We start from the raw sequence: 18,089 nt of genomic DNA, 5'->3' as shown, positions 1-18,089 counted from the left end.
CCCGCAACCGTCCGATCCGGAGAAGTAACCGCTGCCTGCGCACCGGGCACCCACCATGAGCTGCGCCTCCCGAGATCAGGTCGGCTGCGGCTGATGTGCATTCCGTGAAAGGGAAGTAGCCGCTGCCCTCGCACCGGGAGGTGCGTGACGTTGTGATCTCACTGTAGGAGGCGCAGCTGACGGGGTGCGAGCGAATTAACGACCGCTGCGGCGGTTACCGCTTGTGCCGCTTCCACGGCCCGGTGATGGCGAGCATGATCCCGGGCGTCTGGATGTTGGCGAACAGGGTGCGGCCGTCGGGTGAGAAGGTGACGCCGGTGAACTCGCTGTACTCCGGCTCCGCTTCGGTCCCGATGTTGAGCTCGTTGCGGGCGATCGGGTACGTACGTCCGCTCTCGGTGGCGCCGAACAGGTGCTGGACGCCCTCGCCGTCCTCGGCGATGACCAGGCCGCCGTACGGGGAGACGGTGATGTTGTCCGGACCGTCGAAGGCGCCGTCCTGGGCGGGATCGGGGTTGACGCCGAGCAGCACCTTCAGGGTGAGGGTGCGGCGCTTGGGGTCGTAGAACCAGACCTGGCCGTCGTGCTGGACCGGGCTCTCCGCGCGGGCGAAGGAGGAGACGATGTAGGTGCCGCCGTCACCCCACCACATGCCCTCCAGCTTGCGGGCGCGGGTGATCTGGCCGTCGGTGAACTGCTTGCGGGTGGACACCGTCCTGGCGTCCCGGTCGGGCACGTCCACCCAGTCGACGCCGTAGACCGTGCCGGTCTTCGTGGCGCGGGAGAGGTCGTCGACGAACTTGCCGCCGGAGTCGAAGCACTTGAAGGCCTGGAGCACGCCGGCGTCGTCGGCGAGGCTGCGCAGCCTGCCGCGGCCGTGGCGGAAACCCTCCGGCGGGGTCCAGCGGTAGAGCAGGCCGTTGGGGCCGGCCGCGTCCTCGGTCAGGTACGCGTGGCCGCGCTTGGGGTCGACGACGACGGCCTCGTGGGCGTAGCGGCCGAGGGCCTTGATCGGCTTGGGGTCGCGGTTGGCCCGGCGGTCCTCGGGGTCGACCTCGAAGACGTAGCCGTGGTCCTTGGTGAACCCGTTCTTGCCGGCCTTGTCCTCGGTCTCCTCGCAGGTCAGCCAGGTGCCCCACGGGGTGCTGCCGCCCGCGCAGTTGGTGGCGGTGCCGGCGATGCCCACCCACTCGGCGACCTCGCCGCCGCGGCGGACCTCGACGACGGTGCAGCCGCCGGCCGCCGCCGGGTCGTAGACCAGGCCCTCGGTGAGCGGGACCGGGTGCGGCCACTGGGCGCGGGCACCGGCCAGCTCGTGGTTGTTGACCAGGAGGGTGGTGCCGCGGGGGCCCTCGAAGGTGGCGGTGCCGTCGTGGTTGGACGGCGTGAATTCACCGGACTCCAGCTTGGTCCGGCCGCTGTAGGTGATGATCTTGTACGTGAAGCCCGCGGGCAGGGCGAGGAGACCGTTCGGGTCGGGGAGCAGCGGGCCGTAGCCGACGCCGTGGTGGTGGCCGTCGTGCGCGGAGTCCGCGTCCTCGACGATGTCGACGTCCGTCGCGGCGAGGGCGTTCGGGGCGGTGGCGAGGGCGCCGACGCTGCCCGCCAGGGCGACCCCGGCACCGGTGATCGCGGATTTTCTGGCGAAGTCCCTGCGGGTGAGCGACATGGTGTGTCTCCTGAGACGGTGGGAGTGCCGTGGAGGGTGGCGGACCTCGGTTCGGCGCACACGCTCTCGCCACACCTTGAACGGGAGTTGAACAAAGGCCTACTTCGGAGGCCCTTGTTCAAGAATCCGTATGCACCGGCCCATGACCGGCCCAAGGGGCTGTCAACCTCCCTGCTGGGAACGCGCCTTGAAAGCCGCCTTCCGCGCCAGCTTCGCCACCTTCTTGTCCGGGTGCAGCCGCCCCATCGCCTCCAGCACCTCCGCGGTGGCCGGATGGTCCACCCGCCAGGCCGCGGCGAAGAACCCGCTGTGCTGTGCGGCCAGCCCCTCGACCAGCGCCTGGAGTTCCTCCGAGTTGCCCTCGGCCTGGAGCTGCGCGGCCACCGTGTCGATGGTCAGCCAGAACACCATTCCCTCGGAGGGCGCCGGCACCCCGGCGGCGCCCCGCTCGCTCAGCCACACCCGGGCGAGCCCGCCCAGTGCGGGGTCGTCGAGGACCTCCCGCAGCGCCGGTTCGGCGTCCGGGCCCACCAGCGACAGCGCCTGCTGGCAGCGCAGCCTGCGCAGCGGCGCGCCCGCGTCGGCGCCCCGTGCCGCCGCCAGCAACTCCCGGGCGGCCGCGAGCGGTTCCCGCCGGGTGAGCCACTGCTCCGTCTCGGCGCGGGCGGCGGACTGCCCGAAGCGGGCCGTGCCGTCGAGCAGCGCGTCCGCGCCCTTGTCGGCGAGTTCACCGACCGCGGGCGCATCGAACCCGGCCTCCAGCAGCCGCGCGCGCAGCCCGTACGCGCCGAGCGGGGTGAGCCGGACCATGCCGTAGCGGGAGACGTCGTCCTCGTCCACCGGCGCGGCGGGCTCCTCGTCGCCGTCGGCCATCAGCGCCTCGTCCACCGGCTGGTACTCCACGAGGCCGATCGGCTCCAGCATCCGGAACTGGTCGTCGAGCCGCATCATCGCGTCGGAGACCTGCTCCAGCACGTCGTTGGTGGGCTCGCCCATGTCGTCGGGCACGATCATCGAGGCCGCGAGGGCGGGCAGCGGGACCGGGCTCTCGCCGGGGCCGTCCTCACCGACGGTCAGCAGGTAGAGGTTGCCGAGGACGCCGTCGAGGAATTCGGCCTCGGCCTCCGGGTCCCAGTCGAGTGACGAGAAATCGACCTCGCCGCCCTCCTCCAGCGCGTCGACGAGGCCATCCAGGTCGGGCACGCTCGCATCGGCCAGGACCGTGTCCAGGGCGGCGAGCCACACGGCGAGGACGTCGTGCGGGGAGCCGCCGGTGAGCCGCTTCAGCTCCTCCGCGGCCCGGACCGTCCCGGCCTCCTCGTCCACGATCTCGACCAGGCCGGCGTCCACGGCGACCCGCCAGGCCTCACTGGCGTACGCGGCGGCGTCGTCACCGCCGAGTCCGAGCTCGGCGGCGGCGGCGGGAAGCTGCTCCTCGACCAGTCCGCCACCCGCGTCCACCCGGGTGTCGGGGCCGGCCCAGCGGGCGAGGCGGGCGGCGCGGGAGAGCACCGGCGTGGACAGCGCGGCGCGCGCCAGCTCCGCTTCGGGGTGCAGCCGTACGGGCGGCAGGGGGGAGCTGTCTGACATCGGCTGGTTCTCCTCGGACCGTTAACGGGCTCAGCCGCTCAGCCTAGACGGATTTCCACCCATGCCGCCCGGTTCATCTCCCCGTCGGTAGGCGTACATGGCCGAAACCTTGACAACTCCCCACGCCAGGCAGGAGATTGACGCGCGTAGAAGTTGGGGGGACAACTGTTCACTCGGCTCTACGCGTGTCACGGAGGGCTACGAGCCCCACACGCTCCCGTTCCACCCTCGTCCCGGCGTTCACGTATGTCCCCGGAGGGAACCCTTGCCGAGCAGGTCTTCCGCGCGCCTCGCCGCGCTCACCGTCGCCGCCGTCTGCAGCGCCGCGTCCGCCGTCGTCCTCACCTCGCCCGCGCACGCCGACTCGGTGCGCATCCACGACATCCAGGGCACGACCCGGATATCCCCGTTCGCCGGGCAGAAGGTGACGGACGTGCCCGGCATCGTCACGGCCACGCGCACCTACGGCTCCTCCAGAGGCTTCTGGATCCAGGATGCGACCCCGGACGACAACCCGGCCACCAGTGAGGGCGTGTTCGTCTTCACCAGCTCCACGCCGAAGGTCGCGGTCGGCGACTCGGTGACGGTGACCGGCACGGTCTCCGAGTACGTCCCGGGCGGTGCCTCCACCGGCAACCAGTCGCTGACGGAGATCACCAAGCCCACCGTCACCACCGTCTCCACCGGCAACGCGGTCCCGGCGCCGGTCGTGATCGGCGCCGAGTCGGTCCCGCGCGCGTACACCCCGGCCGGCGACACCGCCGCGAACGGCTCGATCAACGGCCTGACCCTGGACCCCTCGAAGTACGCCCTGGACTACTACGAGTCCCTCGAGGGCATGAACGTCCAGGTCGAGGACGTCCGCGTGGTCACCGGCACCGACCCCTACGCCGAGCTGTGGGTCACGGTGAAGCCGCACGAGCACAAGAGCCGCCGCGGCGGCACGGTCTACGGCTCCTACGACTCCCAGAACACCGGCCGGCTGCAGATCCAGTCGCTGGGCTCGACCGCCGACTTCCCGAAGGCGAACGTCGGCGACACGCTGGAGGGTGCCACCACGGGCCCGATGGACTTCAACCAGTACGGCGGCTACACCCTCGTCGCGGGCAAGCTCGGCACGCTGAAGAGCGCCGGCCTGGAGCGCGAGACGACGCAGAAGCAGTCGAGCCGCGAACTGGCGACGGCGACCTACAACGTCGAGAACCTCGACCCGTCGGACAACACCTTCGACAAGCACGCCGCCGCGATCGTGAACAACCTGCAGTCCCCGGACATCGTGTCCCTGGAGGAGATCCAGGACAACAACGGCGCCAAGGACGACGGCACGGTCGACGCGAGCGTCACCGTGAACAAGCTGATCGACGCGATCGTGGCGGCCGGCGGCCCCAAGTACGACTGGCGCTCGATCAACCCGGTCAACGACCAGGACGGCGGCGAGCCGGGCGGCAACATCCGCCAGGTGTTCCTGTTCAACCCGGAGCGGGTGACCTTCGTGGACCGTGCGGGCGGCGACTCCACCACCGCGGTCGGCGTCACCAAGGAGCACGGCAAGGCCGAGCTGACGGCCTCACCGGGCCGGATCGACCCGGCGAACGCGGCCTGGCACGCCAGCCGCAAGCCGCTGGTCGGCCAGTTCGTCTTCCGCGGCAAGACCGTCTTCGTGATCGCCAACCACCTGATCTCCAAGGGCGGTGACCAGCCGCTGACCGCGCAGTACCAGCCGGTGACCCGCAGCTCGGAGATCCAGCGCCACGCGCAGGCGACCGCGGTGAACACGTTCGTCAAGGACATCCTGAAGATCCAGAAGAACGCGGACGTCATCGCGCTCGGCGACATGAACGACTTCGAGTTCTCCGACACCGCCAAGATCATGGAGGGTGACGGCGAGCTGTGGTCGGCGATCAAGTCGCTGCCGAGGAACGAGCGGTACACCTATGACTACCAGGGCAACGAGCAGGTCCTGGACCAGATCCTGATCAGCCCGGCGATCCGGCGCGGCTGTGACTTCGAGTACGACAGCGTGCACATCAACTCGGAGTTCAACGACCAGATCAGCGACCACGACCCGCAGGTGCTGCGGTTCCGTCCGTGACACGGGGCGGGACCGGCCGGACGGCGACGTCCGGCCGGTCCCGCCGTCCTGTGCTCACTGCTGCCGGTCGATCCTTCGCCAGATCACGGCCGCCGCGACGAGGGCGGCGCCCGCCGCGCCGGCGATCAGCGCAGGCTTCGGGCGGCGCAGCGCGGCGCCCCAGGCGGAACGCACCGGCCCGGGCACGCGCGTGTCGTGCCGGACGGCCTGCCCGGCGTGCGCCGCGCGGTCCTGCAGGGCGTGCCCCGCCTGCGCCGCCCGGTCCTGCAGGGCGTGTCCGCCCCGGCCGGCCTGCTCCTGCATCAGATGGCCGGCCTTCGCCATCCGCTCCTGCGCGGTGTGCCCGGCCTTCAGGGCCCGGTCCTGCATCAGGTGGCCGGCCTTCGCCGCCCGGTCCTGCATGCCGTGACCCGCGTGGGCGGCGCCCGCCCGCAGCTGGACGGTCATGGCGCCGGCCTTGTCCCTCAGGTCGGCGGCCCGGACCCGGGCCCGGCCCTTCACATCGGCCCTGCCCACCAAGTGGGCGAGGGTGTCGCCGAGCTGATGCCTGGTGTGCTCGATCTGCTGCCGCAGCTCGTCGGGGCCCTTGGCGCCCGAGCGGTGCGGGATCCTGTGCGTCATCGGTGTGCCCTTTCCCTGATCACGTCGACATCCGCCCCGACGCTGCCGAGCGTCTCCTCGGGGAAGGCGGCGGTGGCCAGAGGGCGGCGGTGGCCGCTCCGGCCAGGGGTGCCCGTCGCCGCGGGCCGTGCGTGCGGAGTCGCGGTCACGGTGTTCCGCCTCCTCTCTGTACGGAACCTCCGGGTACCCGGGCCGAAGACCGTTAGACCGTCAGCCCTGTCCTCCTCCCTGATTCCCGCGCTCGCCGAGGCGCGCGAGTTGGGCCTGGAACCAGTCGAGGCGCGCCTGCAACAGCGCGGCCTCGGCGGCGAGTTCCGGTACACCCGGCGCGCCGCCGGCCGTCAACTCGGCGGACGGGGCCGTCGTACCACCGCCGCCCGCGACCACCCGCAGCCCCAGTCCCGCCAGCCGCGCGAAGGAGGCGAGCGAGACGGACGTACGGGCGCGCGCACAGCCCGCGCAGGCGGGGGCGAGGGCCCGCCAGCCGGGTCTGCCCCAGCCGGCGTCGGCCAGGGCGACGGCGGTGGTGCCGCAGACGCAGGGGCCGACGGTGGCGGTGCGGACCCGCTGCCGGGCGCAGCGGAAACCGCGCTCGAAGCGGATGTAGGCGCCGAGCACGGAGACCTCCAGCAGGACCGCCTCCCGGTGCTCGGCCGTGCACAGCAGGGCCTCGGCGGCCGCGCGCTCGTGGACGCAGTGGAACCCGCAGTCGCACAGGCGCGCGGGCGGGCGGTGCCGCCTGCCGTAGACGCAGGAGGCCTCGTCCAGGACGGCGTACGGCAGTGCGCCGCCCAGGGAGACGCCGGTGAACCCGGCCCGGGTGCCGTCCTGGGACAGCAGCGGGTGGGCGATCTTGTATCCGGTCGGCGGCTCCGTCGGGCGTTCCACCGGGAGCCGGAGTCTCATCGGACGGCCGGGACCTCTTCGCGGGCCGGCTCGGCCGGTTCGGTGCGGATGCGCTCCTCGAGGAGCTCGATCTCCTGCTCGTGGACGAGCGGCCGCTCCTCGGCGACCCCGGTGGCCAGTGCCTTGCCGAGCTTCATGGTGCCTCCCATGACGACGTCGGTGACCCTCCGGCCATAGTGACCCATGAGGTGCCGAGTTGGACATAGGATCTCGGGACAGTGAAGCAATACTTACCGATAGATCGTAGTAGATTTAAGTTGAGCTACATCGGTGCTCCGCAGAAACTACCCCCATGACGACCATGACGACCTCACGCAGACCCGCCCGCCCCTTCGGCCGCACGCTCTGCGCGATGGTCACCCCGTTCACCCCGTCGGGCACCCTCGACCTCGACGGCGCCGGACGGCTGGCGGAACGCCTGGTGGCGGAGGGCTGCGACGGTCTGGTCCTGAACGGCACGACCGGCGAGTCACCGACGACGACGGACGCGGAGAAGGCGGAGCTGGTCACGGCCGTCCGGAACGCGGTCGGCGACCGGGCGCGGCTGGTCGCGGGCGTCGGCAGCTCCGACACCCGGCACACCGTCGAGCTGGCCCTGGCCGCCGGGAAGGCGGGCGCCGACGGGGTGCTGGTGGTGACGCCGTACTACAGCAGGCCACCGCAGGAGGCGGTGGAGGCGCACTTCCGCGCGGTGGCCGACGCGAGCGGGCTGCCCGTGATGCTCTACGACATCCCGGGCCGCACCGGCACCCGGATCGAGCCGGAGACGATGATCAGCCTGGCCGGACATCCCCGGATCGTGGCCGTCAAGGACTGCTCGTACGACTTCCTCGGCACCCAGAAGGTGCTGGCCCGCACGGACCTGGCGTACTACGCGGGCTGCGACGAGCACGTGCTCGCGCTGTACGCGGTCGGCGCGGCGGGCTGCGTCAGCACCGTCGCCAACGCGGTCCCCGGGCACATCGCCGCGATCCTCGACGCCTTCGACGCCGGCGACACCGCCCGTGCCACCGAACTCCAACTGCGCGCCATGCCGTTGATCGAGGCGATGGCGGGCGCGGGCCTGCCCGGCACGGTCACCGCGAAGGCCCTCCTGGCCCGCCTCGGACTGCCCGCGGGCCCGGTGCGCGCACCGCTGCTGCCCGCCGGCCGGGAGCCGGCCGACGGGCTGCTGGCGCGCTACGAGGAGCTCCTGGCGGTCTGATCAGCGGTCGGCGAACACCGGCTGCCAGTCCCGTGTGCCGTAGCCGTCGTTCGGCTCCTGGAAGCCGCTCAGCGGGACGACCTCGGTACTGCCGATCGTGACCAGCACCAGCCGGGGGCGGTACCGCTCCATGTCCGGGTCCCGTTCCCAGGCGATGAGCCGCTTGTCATCCGCCCAGGCGAGCAGGTGGGAGCCGCGCACCCGGGTGATCTCCTTGCCGGTCAGCGGATCGAGGATCGAGGAGTACGACGTGTGGTGCGGCTCCGCCACCAGGCCCCAGGCGGCGAGCCGTCCGTCCGGGGACAGCCGGGCACTCACGTCCGACCGCAGCCGGCGCTCGTTCGCGGGCGGGGCGACCTTCCTGCCGGTGAGGTCGTAGAACTGCTGCATGCCGTCGCGCGACCCCACGACCTGCGCGTACAGCAGGTCACCGGTGCGGCTGAAGGAGAAGTCCTCCCGGCCCAGGAACTCCCGGCCCGGTGGGACCGCGGCCCAGCTCCCCCTGCCGGAGGCCACGTCCACGACCTCGAAGCCGGTCCGGGACGTGGATCCGAACCGCGGTCCCCAGCCGTAGCGGCCGGTCCGCGCGTCCATCGCCTTCGCGAACCCGTCGGGGTTCTCCGTGTACGCCGTGGCGACCAGTCTGCGGCCGTCCCGCGAGAAGGCGAGCCCGGCGACACCGTGCGACACCGGGATCCACCGCTCGACCTTGCCCGTCGCGAGGTCGAGCAGTCCGATCCGGGGGGCGGGCAGGTCCCGCTCCAGCACGGCGGCCGTCCGCAGGCCGGGGGCGACCGCGACGAACGACCAGCGGTCGTCCTTCTCGTAGCGGCCGGTCCTCGGGTTCAACAGCCAGTACGTGCGCTCACCGGCCGCGACGTCGGCGTTCCGCGGCACCACCTTCAGGGTGTAGTACGCGGCCAGCACCGACCGCCCCGCCGCGATCAGCTCGCGCGGCGGTCCCTGGTCCGGGTGCGCCGTGACGTCACGGGAGCCGAGCACACCGGACGGACGTACGTCCTTCCCGCCGCCGGAGTCCAGCAGGGGCACCCCGACGCCGACGGCGACCACCGCCGCGGTGGCGACGGCGACGGACACCAGCCGGCGGGTACGGCGGCGCCGGCGCGCGCCCAGTACCCGGTCGGCGAATCCCGGCGCCGCCGGCGGCTGCTGCGCGGCCTGCTCCCGCAGTGCGTCACGCACGAGTTCCTCGACGTTCACGGGCGCACCTCCAGGGGCGAGAAGTCACGGGACGGCCGCTGCTCGCCGCCGAGCGCGGACAGTTCGGGCGCGAGGACGCGCAGCCGGGCCAGGGAGCGGTGCGTGGTGGACCGTACGGTGCCCACGGAGCAGCCCAGGATCCGGGCCACGTCGGCCTCGGGCAGGTCCTCGAAGTAGCGCAGTACCAGGACGGTGCGCTGGCGGGCGGTGAGCCGGGACAGCGCCGTGCGCAGCACGAGCCGCAGCTCGGCGGCGCCCGAGGCGTCCGGGGCGTGGCCGGTGTCCGGGGGCTCGGCGACGGTGACCTCCCGCCGCCACCACTTCAGCCGCCAGCGGCTGACCTGCTGCCGGTACAGGATCCGCCGTACGTACGCCTCCGGCTCGTCGATCCGCTGCCAGCGCCCGGCCGCCTTCACCAGCGCGTTCTGCAGCAGGTCCTCGGCGGCGTGCCGGTCCCCGCCGGTCAGCAGCACGGCGGTCTTCAGCAGCGCGGTCGACCGGCCGGCCACGAACTCCCGGAAACTCTCCTGCGCTTCGGCATCCATCGTCACCTTCTCTTTCCCCCGGGCCCCCGGCTGTCCGGGCCCTGCACTCCTTGTGACGCGTGGAACGGAGCGCCGCTATGCCTGTCCCGCGGCGACAAAAACCCCGGTGGCCGCGGGCGCCCGCTGCCGTACCGTGTCCCCCGTGAGCCGCCCCCTGCTGTTCCTGGACGTCGACGGCCCCCTCAACCCGTACGCGGCCAAGGCCCAGCGCCGTCCCGAGGGTTATACGACCATCCGGCCGACCGTGGAGGCCTTCCGGCGTCCCCTGCGGGTCTGGCTGAACCCGGCCCACGGCCCGGCGCTGCTCGGTCTCGGCTACGACCTGTGCTGGGCGACCACGTGGATGGCCGAGGCCAACCGCTGGATCGCCCCGGTCCTGGGCCTGCCCGAGCTGCCGTACGTCGACTTCGGCACCGGCCTGTTCGCGTTCCGGCCCGACGGGGTGCACTGGAAGACGGAGGCGATCGTGGCGTACGCGGAGGGCCGCCCGTTCGCCTGGGTGGACGACGAGCAGGCCCCGGAGGACACCCGGTACGTCGGGACCCACCACCCAGGTCCCGCCCTGCTCCAGCACGTCGATCCGAGGGTCGGACTGCGGGAGGGCGACTTCACGGCGCTGGCGCGGTTCGCGTCCGCCCTGCCCCGCTAGGGCGCTGGTCGGAGCGGGGCCGCGGTCACTGTCGCGGTCCGCCCTCGTTCAGCGGCGGACCCCACCGTTCAGCGGAACGACGGCCGGCGCAGGGCGGCGCGGTTCCGTGCACCGCGGCCGCGGAGGGGAAAACAGGTCCTGCGCTCCGACGAGTTCGAGCAACCTGTCGATCGCGGGGCTGGTGTCCTGGATGGCGACGGTCTTGTTCTGGCTCAGGGCCCGCCGGCGAAGCTCCAGGAGAACGCTCAGGCCGGCGCAGTCGCAGAAGCTGAGCCCGCTCAGGTCCAGGTCGAGTCCGCTGGACGAAGCGGCAAGCGCAGCACTCAGTCGGTCACGGAGCCGGTCGCCCGAGACGAGGTCGAGTTCACCGCGCACGGTGACATGCACCCGCTCGCCGCTCGACGCGTACGACGTGGCTATCCGGCCGGGCGGAAGGGGCTTGGCAACGACTCTTCTGCCCGGCCGGGGGAAGCCCGACGCCGTGACGGACCGTGCCCGGTGGGAAGGGTGCTGCATGGCTCACTCCCGATGCGCTCGCCGTGGTCCGCTACAACGTTCCCCCACGAGAGGAACGTACGTCAACATATACACGAACCATCGTGCATGCTTTTGGATACGTGCATGCTCGTTCAGTAGACTCGGGGCATGGATGAGGTGCCCGAGCCCCACAACGGATGGACGTTCCTGACGAACCACGCTCGCGTCCTTGCGGCCATCGCGGACAACCAGAGCGCACGCGTCCGCGACATCGCCGCCCGCTGCCGGCTCACCGAGCGCGCAGTGCAAAAGATCATCGCCGACCTGGAACAGGCCGGTTACCTCTCCCACACCCGCCAGGGGCGCGGCAACAGCTACCGGATCGACCCCGCCAGGATCCTGCGCCACCCGACCGAAGCCGGCCAGGGCCTGACGGTGGCCTCGCTCCTTGCCCTGCTCGTCCAGGACGAAGCCCATCGCGTGGCGCCGGACGCCGACACCGCGCGCCCGCTCTGACCTCGAAACCGGTGCGCCGGGGCAGCTGTCGCACCGTCGGTCGACGACACGGCGGGGCGGGGACGGTTTGTGGTGATCAGCAGGTCCCCGCTGCCGTCGGGCCGGCCGATGCTCACCGCGCCGTCGGCGGTGTCGAGGACGTCGAGCCGATCGAGGTCGTCGGAGTCGTCCGACGCGGTCATGGCCGGCAGCGGCAGGGTGTGGAGCAGGTGCCCACGTCGACGACGATGGCGACGAGCTTCCCGTCGGTGGAGCGGGCCACCACGGTGCGTTCCGACGCCCCGCACGACCACACGGCAGTGTCCTTCGAGTCCCGGCGCTCGCAGCGCCGGCACTCCTCACCGGTCCGCAAATTCATCGCTGCCGCACGTCCGCACGGCTCGGAACAGGCCTGCACCGACCGCAGCCCGGTGACGGTCGGGACCGTCAGTGTTCCAGACGCACCGGCATCAGTAGCGAGAACGTCTCCTCGTCATCGGGCCGACGGATCGCGATGGGCGCCGTCGGGACGCCGAACTCGAGGACCAGTCGGTCCCGGCCCCCGGCAGCGATCGCGTCCAGCAGGAACTCGCGGTTGACGGCCACCTGGTTCTGGTCGTCGTCGCCGTCGTCGCAGACGACCACGGTGCCGTCGTGTGCCACCTTCAGCACACTGAGGTCGTAGGACGCTCCGTCCTGATGGCGCACCTCGCTCGTGCGGACGGGACCGCTCTCCACCGCCTTCCGGAAAACCGCCACATCGACAAGGGCGCGGCGTCCGGTCGGCAGGTGGACGAGGCGACGGTAATCGGGGAAGTCGTGGTCGAGGCGCCGGCCCGACGCCTGGCCGTCCCCCGTTTCCAGTGTCACTCGATCACCGTCCGCTGAGAGCCGTACGGGTTCCTCGCCGTTCACCAACGCCCGCATCGCGTCGACGAGCGGGGCAGGCACGACGACCTGCACAGCGGGTCCGCCGTGCCCGGTGGCACCGGCTCGCGCGACAGCCATCCGGTACCGGTCGGTGGCCACGACGCGCAGTGCGGCCTCTTCGATGTCGAACAGGACGCCGCCCAGCATCGGCAGCTCCGGATCGGTACTGCACGCGAAACGGACCGCGTCCAGTGCGGCTGCCAGCTCAGGAGCCGAGGCGGTCAGCCGGACGGTGGTGACCAGACGAGAGGTCAAGGTGTTCTCCCTGTACGCGAGTAGTTCCTGGAGCGTGGAGAACTCATCGCGGGCATCGGACAGATCCCGTTCGAGACGGCGCAGGTGCGCCTGAAGCAGTTCACCGACCAGGTCTTTGTCCGCACCGGACCAGCCGGCCAGGACCAGTCGAACGTCCGCCAACGGCATGCCGGCCCGGCGCAACCGCGCCAGCAGACGCGCCTCCTCGAGCTGGGCGGGGTCGTACCAGCGATAGCCGCTCACCGGGTCCACCCGGGCCGGGACGAGCACACCGGTACGGTCGTAGAACCGCAGGGCACTCACGCCCAGTCCGCTCTCCCGGGCCATCTCACCAATGCTGCGCATCTCGCTCTCCACACCTGGAACTCTGAGCCCTGCACAAGGTCGAGGGTCAACCTCGGCTCCGGAACCCGACGGACAGGGAGGAGGCCGCGCCCGCCACGCGCATCCGGCGGAGGTACGACAGCCTCTGCGAGCGGGACCCACGCACGAGCGCCCTCCCGGCCGTCCTGGGGCCGTGGAAGGGCGCTCGAGGGTGCAGCGGCCGCATGTCACGGCCTCGGTGCGTCAGTTGTGGCTGTGCAGGATGTCGTTCAGGCCGCCCCAGACCGCGTTGTTCGGGCGGGCCTCGACCGTGCCGGTGACCGAGTTGCGGCGGAAGAGGATGTTGGAGGCGCCGTTCAGCTCGCGGGCCTTGACGATCTGGCCGTCGGGCATGGTGACCCGGGTGCCCGCCGTGACGTACAGACCGGCCTCGACCACGCACTCGTCGCCGAGCGCGATGCCCACGCCCGCCTCCGCGCCGATCAGGCAGCGCTCTCCGACGGAGATGATCACGTTGCCGCCCCCGGACAGCGTGCCCATGGTGGAGGCGCCGCCGCCGATGTCCGAACCGTCGCCGATCACGACGCCCGCGGAGATCCGGCCCTCGACCATCGAGGTGCCGAGCGTGCCCGCGTTGAAGTTCACGAAGCCCTCGTGCATGACCGTGGTGCCCTCGGCCAGGTGCGCACCCAGCCGGACCCGGTCGGCGTCGGCGATGCGCACGCCCTTGGGGGCGACGTAGTCCGTCATCCGCGGGAACTTGTCGATCGAGGTCACCTGGAGGTGCAGGCCCTCGGCGCGGGCGTTCAGCCGCACCTTCTCCACGTCGTCCACGGCGACCGGGCCGAGCGAGGTCCAGGCGACGTTGGCGAGGTGGCCGAAGATGCCGTCCAGGCTCTGCCCGTGCGGCTTCACCAGCCGGTGCGAAAGCAGGTGCAGACGCAGGTAGACGTCGTGCGCGTCGATCGGCTTCTCGTCCAGCGAGGCGATGACCGTGCGGACCGCGACCACCTCCACGCCCCGGCGGGCATCCGGGCCGGTCGCCGCGGTCGCGCCACCGCCCAGCAGCTGCGCCGCCTGCTCGGCGGACAGCCGCTCGGTGCCGGCCGGACCCGGCTGCTCGACCAGCTCGGGGGCCGGGAACCAGGTGTCGAGAACGGTGCCGTCGGAGGCGATCGTGGCGAGGCCGGCGGCCACGGCGCCGGTGGTACGGGAAGCAGTGTCGGTCATGGGGAAAACCTAACGTGGGGCGGGGTGCGGGAGCGAACCGTGTCTCACGTGCCGGGCGCCGGTTCAGGGGATCACCCGAGCCAGCACGGCCCGGGCGTACTCCTCGTCGTACGAACCGCCCGTGAGCAGTACCTGCAGACAGATTCCGTCCAGCAGCGCGACCAGCGCCCGCGCCGTCACCGGGTCCACCCGCGCGCTCAGTCGCCGGACGGTCTCCTCCGTCCATTGGGCGGCGACCGGGCGCAGGGCGGGGCGGCGCAGGGCCGCGAGGTACAGCTCGTACTCCAGCTCCACGCCCGGCCGGTCGCGTCCGAGCCATTCGCCGAGGACGCGGGCGAGACCGGCCGCGAGGTCGCCGCCGGTGCCGGCCAGGACCCCGCTCGCGTCGAGCACCTGCGCGAAGCCCTCGTTGGCCTGGCAGAGCGCGGCCACCAGCAGGTCGTCGAGGGTGGCGAAGTGGTAGGTCGTGGAGCCGAGCGGGACGTCCGCCTCGGCGGCGACCGTACGGTGGCTCAGCCCGGCGATGCCGTCGCGGCCGGCCACCCGGATCGCCGCGTCGATGATCCGCCGGCGCCGCTCGGGGTCGTAGCGCCGCGGCATCAGTGGCTCGCCCCACCGAGGTTCAGCACCACCACTCCCCCGATGATCAGCAGGATCCCGGCGAGCTTGGCCGGGTTCAGTCCCTCGCCGAACAGCAGCAGACCGAGGACGGCGATGGTGGCGGTGCCCACCCCGGACCAGATCGCGTACGCCGTGCCGATCTGCACGCTCTTCAGCGTCTGGGCGAGCAGCGCGAAGGAGACGAGGTAACCGAGAGCCGTCACGAGCGAGGGCCCCAGTCGGCTGAACCCCTCGCTGTACTTCATCGCCGTCGTCGCGGCGACCTCGGCGGCTATGGCGCCGGCGAGCAACAGGTATCCCATGTGTACGAGCGTACACATGGATGTGTACGGCCGTACACAACGGTGGTTGACGGCGGGGTCCGGGCATGCGAAAGGGGTCATGGTCCATGGCCATGACCCCTTGTCGCGGGCTGATGTCTCAGACGTTGAAGCCGAGCGCCCGAAGCTGCTCGCGGCCGTCGTCCGTGATCTTGTCCGGACCCCACGGCGGCATCCAGACCCAGTTGATGCGCAGTTCGCTGACCAGGCCGTCCGTGGCGGACTTGGCCTGGTCCTCGATGACGTCCGTCAGCGGGCAGGCCGCGGAGGTCAGGGTCATGTCGACGGTCGCGATGTTGGACTCGTCGACGTGGATGCCGTAGATCAGACCGAGGTTGACGACGTCGATGCCCAGCTCGGGGTCGACCACGTCCATCAGGGCCTCGCGGAGTTCCTCCTCGGAGGCCGGCTTCATCTCGACGGTGTCGCTCATGCGGTCTTCCTTTCGGCGTCGGCGCCGTCCAGCGCCTGGGCCGTCGCGTCCTTCCACGCCATCCAGCTCAGGAGGGCGCACTTGACCCGCGCGGGGTACTTGGAGACCCCGGCGAACGCGACCGCGTCCTCCAGGATGTCCTCCATCGCGTCGTCGGGCTCGACCCGGCCCTTGGACTGCATCAGCTCCAGGAAGGTTTCCTGGACCTTCTGCGCGTCGGCCAGCTCCTTGCCGACCAGCAGCTCGTTCAGCACGGAGGCCGAGGCCTGGCTGATCGAGCAGCCCTGGCCCTCGTACGAGACGTCCGCGATCTTGGTGCCGTCGTACTTCACGCGGAGGGTGATCTCGTCGCCGCACGTCGGGTTCACATGGTGCACCTCGGCGTCGCCATCCCTCAGACCACGCCCGTGCGGGTTCTTGTAGTGGTCCAGGATGACTTCCTGGTACATCGAGTCCAGCTTCACGGTTTCAGCTCACGCCTCTCAGCCGAAGAAGTTCCGTACGTGCTCCAGGCCGTCGACCAGTGCGTCGATCTCAGCCGGCGTGGAGTACAGATAGAACGACGCTCGCGTGGTCGCAGGAATTCCGTAACGGAGGCAGACGGGCCGCGCGCAGTGGTGGCCGACGCGGACCGCGATGCCCTGCTCGTCCAGAACCTGGCCCACGTCGTGCGGGTGGATGTCACCGAGCGTGAAGGAGATCGCGGCGCCCCGGTCCTCGGCCGTCGTCGGGCCGATGATCCGCAGGTCCGGCACCTCGGCCAGACGCTGCACCGCGTACTCCGTGAGCGCGTGCTCGTGGGCGAGGATCTTCTCCATGCCGATCGACTGCAGGTAGTCGATCGCCGCGCCCAGACCGACCGCCTGCGCGATCGGCGGGGTGCCGGCCTCGAACTTGTGCGGCGCCGGGGCGTACGTCGAGGAGTGCATCGAGACGGTCTCGATCATCTCGCCGCCCCCCAGGAACGGGGGCAGGTCCTCGAGCAGCTCCTGACGGCCCCACAGGACGCCGATGCCGGTCGGGCCGCACATCTTGTGGCCGGTGAAGGCCACGAAGTCGGCCTGGAGTGCCTGCACGTCCATCGGCATGTGCGGGGCGGCCTGGGAGGCGTCGATGCAGACCAGCGCGCCGACCTCCTGGGCGCGGCGCACTATCGCCTCGACCGGGTTGACCGTGCCCAGGATGTTCGACACCAGCACGAAGGAGACGATCTTCGTCTTCTCCGTGATGATCTCGTCGATGTTGGACAGGTCGAGCCGGCCGTCCTCGGTCAGGCCGAACCACTTCAGCTTCGCGCCCGTGCGCTGCGCCAGCAGCTGCCACGGCACGATGTTGGAGTGGTGCTCCATCTCCGTGATGACGATCTCGGTCTCGTGGTCCACCCGGTAGGGCTCGTCGGCCCAGCCCAGCATGTTCGCCACGAGGTTCAGCGACTCGGAGGCGTTCTTGGTGAAGATCACCTCGTCGCGACTCGGCGCGTTGATGAACGCCGCGACCTTGTCGCGCGCGCCCTCGTACAGCGCCGTGGCCTCCTCGGCGAGCACATGCACACCGCGGTGGACGTTGGCGTTGTAGCGCTCGTAGTACTCGCTCAGGGCGTCCAGTACCTGGCGCGGCTTCTGCGAGGTCGCCGCGTTGTCCAGGTACACGAGCTTCTTGCCGTCGTGGACCAGCCGGTCCAGGACGGGGAAGTCCTTGCGGATCGCCTCGGTGTCGAGGAGGCCCGGCAGCTGTGTCACGCGGATACGCCACCCTTCGTGTATGCCTCGTAGCCCTCGTCCTCCAGCTTGTCGGCGAGCTCGGCGCCGCCGGACTCCACGATCCGGCCGGCGGAGAAGACGTGGACGAAGTCGGGCTTGATGTAGCGCAGGATGCGCGTGTAGTGCGTGATCAGCAGGGTGCCGACCTCGCCGGTCTCGCGGACGCGGTTGACGCCCTCGGAGACGATGCGCAGGGCGTCGACGTCCAGACCCGAGTCGGTCTCGTCCAGGATCGCCACCTTCGGCTTGAGCAGCTCGAGCTGGAGGATCTCGTGGCGCTTCTTCTCACCGCCGGAGAAGCCCTCGTTCACGTTGCGCTCGGCGAAGGCCGGGTCCATGTTGAGGCGCTCCATGGCCTCCTTGACCTCCTTCACCCAGGTGCGCAGCTTCGGGGCCTCGCCGCGGATGGCGGTGGCGGAGGTGCGCAGGAAGTTGGAGACCGAGACGCCGGGGACCTCGACCGGGTACTGCATCGCCAGGAACAGGCCGGCGCGGGCACGCTCGTCGACGGACATCTCCAGGACGTCCTCGCCGTCCAGGGTGACGGTACCGGCGGTGATCGTGTACTTCGGGTGACCCGCGAGGGAGTAGGCGAGGGTCGACTTGCCCGAGCCGTTGGGGCCCATGATGGCGTGCGTCTCGCCCTGCTTCACGGTGAGGTCGACGCCCTTGAGGATCTCCTTCGTGGCGTTGTCGGCCTCGACGGTGACGTGCAGGTCTCGGATTTCAAGCGTTGCCATGGGTGCC

20 protein-coding genes are annotated in these 18,089 nt (G+C 71.1%); 4 read left to right on the top strand and 16 right to left on the bottom strand.

Features of this window, described 5'->3' with window-relative positions; translation table 11 throughout:
• Positions 1-214 precede the first annotated feature (214 nt).
• Together ACIHEJ_RS13820 and ACIHEJ_RS13815 are read right to left on the bottom strand one after the other, a co-directional pair.
• Positions 215-1,669, bottom strand: a complete 1,455-nt coding sequence (locus ACIHEJ_RS13820; protein ID WP_400135004.1) for an alkaline phosphatase PhoX — start codon at positions 1,667-1,669, stop codon at positions 215-217.
• 162 nt (positions 1,670-1,831) lie between these two features.
• Positions 1,832-3,259, bottom strand: coding sequence for a hypothetical protein (locus ACIHEJ_RS13815; RefSeq protein ID WP_400135003.1), 1,428 nt, complete (start codon positions 3,257-3,259; stop codon positions 1,832-1,834).
• Positions 3,260-3,524: 265 nt separating this feature from the next.
• On the opposite strand from ACIHEJ_RS13815, the gene ACIHEJ_RS13810 reads away from it, so the two are divergent.
• Entirely contained in the window at positions 3,525-5,351 is a 1,827-nt protein-coding gene (locus tag ACIHEJ_RS13810) for an endonuclease/exonuclease/phosphatase family protein (RefSeq protein WP_400135002.1), read from the top strand.
• 54 nt (positions 5,352-5,405) lie between these two features.
• Here the strand turns inward: ACIHEJ_RS13810 and ACIHEJ_RS13805 are convergent, their stop codons facing one another.
• The 3 genes from ACIHEJ_RS13805 to ACIHEJ_RS13795 all read right to left on the bottom strand — a co-directional run bounded on the left by ACIHEJ_RS13805 (position 5,406) and on the right by ACIHEJ_RS13795 (position 7,015).
• Positions 5,406-5,972: a DUF3618 domain-containing protein gene (locus tag ACIHEJ_RS13805; protein WP_400135001.1), complete on the bottom strand. Its 567-nt coding sequence runs from the start codon at positions 5,970-5,972 to the stop codon at positions 5,406-5,408.
• Positions 5,973-6,182: 210 nt separating this feature from the next.
• Complete coding sequence (locus ACIHEJ_RS13800; protein WP_400135000.1) at positions 6,183-6,878, bottom strand: hypothetical protein; 696 nt, start codon at positions 6,876-6,878, stop codon at positions 6,183-6,185.
• Positions 6,875-7,015, bottom strand: coding sequence for a hypothetical protein (locus ACIHEJ_RS13795; protein ID WP_400134999.1), 141 nt, complete (start codon positions 7,013-7,015; stop codon positions 6,875-6,877). The genes ACIHEJ_RS13800 and ACIHEJ_RS13795 overlap by 4 nt, the downstream gene beginning before the upstream one ends.
• Before the next feature lie 164 nt (positions 7,016-7,179).
• On the opposite strand from ACIHEJ_RS13795, the gene dapA reads away from it, so the two are divergent.
• On the top strand, positions 7,180-8,082 hold the full coding sequence (gene dapA, locus ACIHEJ_RS13790; protein ID WP_400135149.1) for a 4-hydroxy-tetrahydrodipicolinate synthase: 903 nt from the start codon (positions 7,180-7,182) through the stop codon (positions 8,080-8,082).
• Here dapA and ACIHEJ_RS13785 read toward each other — a convergent pair whose 3' ends face one another.
• Both ACIHEJ_RS13785 and ACIHEJ_RS13780 read right to left on the bottom strand, forming a co-directional pair.
• Positions 8,083-9,303 carry a WD40 repeat domain-containing protein gene (locus tag ACIHEJ_RS13785; RefSeq protein ID WP_400134998.1) on the bottom strand — a complete coding sequence of 407 codons (1,221 nt, stop codon included), beginning with the start codon at positions 9,301-9,303 and terminating at the stop codon, positions 8,083-8,085.
• Positions 9,300-9,848: a SigE family RNA polymerase sigma factor gene (locus tag ACIHEJ_RS13780; RefSeq protein WP_400134997.1), complete on the bottom strand. Its 549-nt coding sequence runs from the start codon at positions 9,846-9,848 to the stop codon at positions 9,300-9,302. The genes ACIHEJ_RS13785 and ACIHEJ_RS13780 overlap by 4 nt, the downstream gene beginning before the upstream one ends.
• Positions 9,849-9,990: 142 nt before the next feature.
• Here ACIHEJ_RS13780 and ACIHEJ_RS13775 point away from each other — a divergent pair, with 142 nt between their 5' ends.
• Entirely contained in the window at positions 9,991-10,497 is a 507-nt protein-coding gene (locus tag ACIHEJ_RS13775; protein ID WP_400134996.1) for a hypothetical protein, read from the top strand.
• A gap of 48 nt (positions 10,498-10,545) precedes the next feature.
• On the opposite strand, the gene ACIHEJ_RS13770 is transcribed toward ACIHEJ_RS13775, so the two are convergent.
• A complete protein-coding gene (locus ACIHEJ_RS13770) occupies positions 10,546-11,013 on the bottom strand; it encodes an STAS domain-containing protein (RefSeq protein WP_400134995.1) in 468 nt (155 codons plus the stop codon).
• Between the two features lie 129 nt (positions 11,014-11,142).
• Between ACIHEJ_RS13770 and ACIHEJ_RS13765 the strand changes: the two genes are divergently transcribed.
• Positions 11,143-11,490, top strand: coding sequence for a helix-turn-helix transcriptional regulator (locus ACIHEJ_RS13765; RefSeq protein ID WP_400134994.1), 348 nt, complete (start codon positions 11,143-11,145; stop codon positions 11,488-11,490).
• A gap of 426 nt (positions 11,491-11,916) precedes the next feature.
• Here the strand turns inward: ACIHEJ_RS13765 and ACIHEJ_RS13760 are convergent, their stop codons facing one another.
• From ACIHEJ_RS13760 to sufC, 8 genes are all read right to left on the bottom strand, one after another.
• Positions 11,917-12,999 (bottom strand): MerR family transcriptional regulator, encoded by a 1,083-nt coding sequence (locus ACIHEJ_RS13760; protein WP_400134993.1) that lies wholly within the window; start codon positions 12,997-12,999, stop codon positions 11,917-11,919.
• 222 nt (positions 13,000-13,221) lie between these two features.
• Complete coding sequence (gene dapD / locus ACIHEJ_RS13755; RefSeq protein ID WP_400134992.1) at positions 13,222-14,208, bottom strand: 2,3,4,5-tetrahydropyridine-2,6-dicarboxylate N-succinyltransferase; 987 nt, start codon at positions 14,206-14,208, stop codon at positions 13,222-13,224.
• Between the two features lie 63 nt (positions 14,209-14,271).
• Positions 14,272-14,808 carry a TetR/AcrR family transcriptional regulator gene (locus ACIHEJ_RS13750; RefSeq protein ID WP_400134991.1) on the bottom strand — a complete coding sequence of 179 codons (537 nt, stop codon included), beginning with the start codon at positions 14,806-14,808 and terminating at the stop codon, positions 14,272-14,274.
• The gene (locus ACIHEJ_RS13745; RefSeq protein WP_400134990.1) at positions 14,808-15,131 is read right to left on the bottom strand and encodes a DMT family transporter; all 324 of its coding nucleotides are present in this window, start codon (positions 15,129-15,131) and stop codon (positions 14,808-14,810) included. Before ACIHEJ_RS13745 ends, ACIHEJ_RS13750 begins: the two co-directional genes overlap by 1 nt.
• A 118-nt stretch (positions 15,132-15,249) precedes the next feature.
• Positions 15,250-15,582 carry a metal-sulfur cluster assembly factor gene (locus tag ACIHEJ_RS13740; protein WP_151783435.1) on the bottom strand — a complete coding sequence of 111 codons (333 nt, stop codon included), beginning with the start codon at positions 15,580-15,582 and terminating at the stop codon, positions 15,250-15,252.
• Entirely contained in the window at positions 15,579-16,046 is a 468-nt protein-coding gene (sufU, locus tag ACIHEJ_RS13735) for a Fe-S cluster assembly sulfur transfer protein SufU (RefSeq protein WP_400134989.1), read from the bottom strand. Before sufU ends, ACIHEJ_RS13740 begins: the two co-directional genes overlap by 4 nt.
• 18 nt (positions 16,047-16,064) lie before the next feature.
• Complete coding sequence (locus ACIHEJ_RS13730; RefSeq protein WP_400134988.1) at positions 16,065-17,321, bottom strand: cysteine desulfurase; 1,257 nt, start codon at positions 17,319-17,321, stop codon at positions 16,065-16,067.
• Entirely contained in the window at positions 17,318-18,082 is a 765-nt protein-coding gene (sufC, locus tag ACIHEJ_RS13725; protein ID WP_400134987.1) for a Fe-S cluster assembly ATPase SufC, read from the bottom strand. The genes ACIHEJ_RS13730 and sufC overlap by 4 nt, the downstream gene beginning before the upstream one ends.
• Between the last annotated feature and the right edge of the window lie 7 nt (positions 18,083-18,089).

It is taken from the genome of Streptomyces sp. NPDC052301, from assembly GCF_044593395.1.
GTDB lineage: Bacteria > Actinomycetota > Actinomycetes > Streptomycetales > Streptomycetaceae > Streptomyces.
This window is presented reverse-complemented; position numbering and strand designations above follow the sequence as displayed.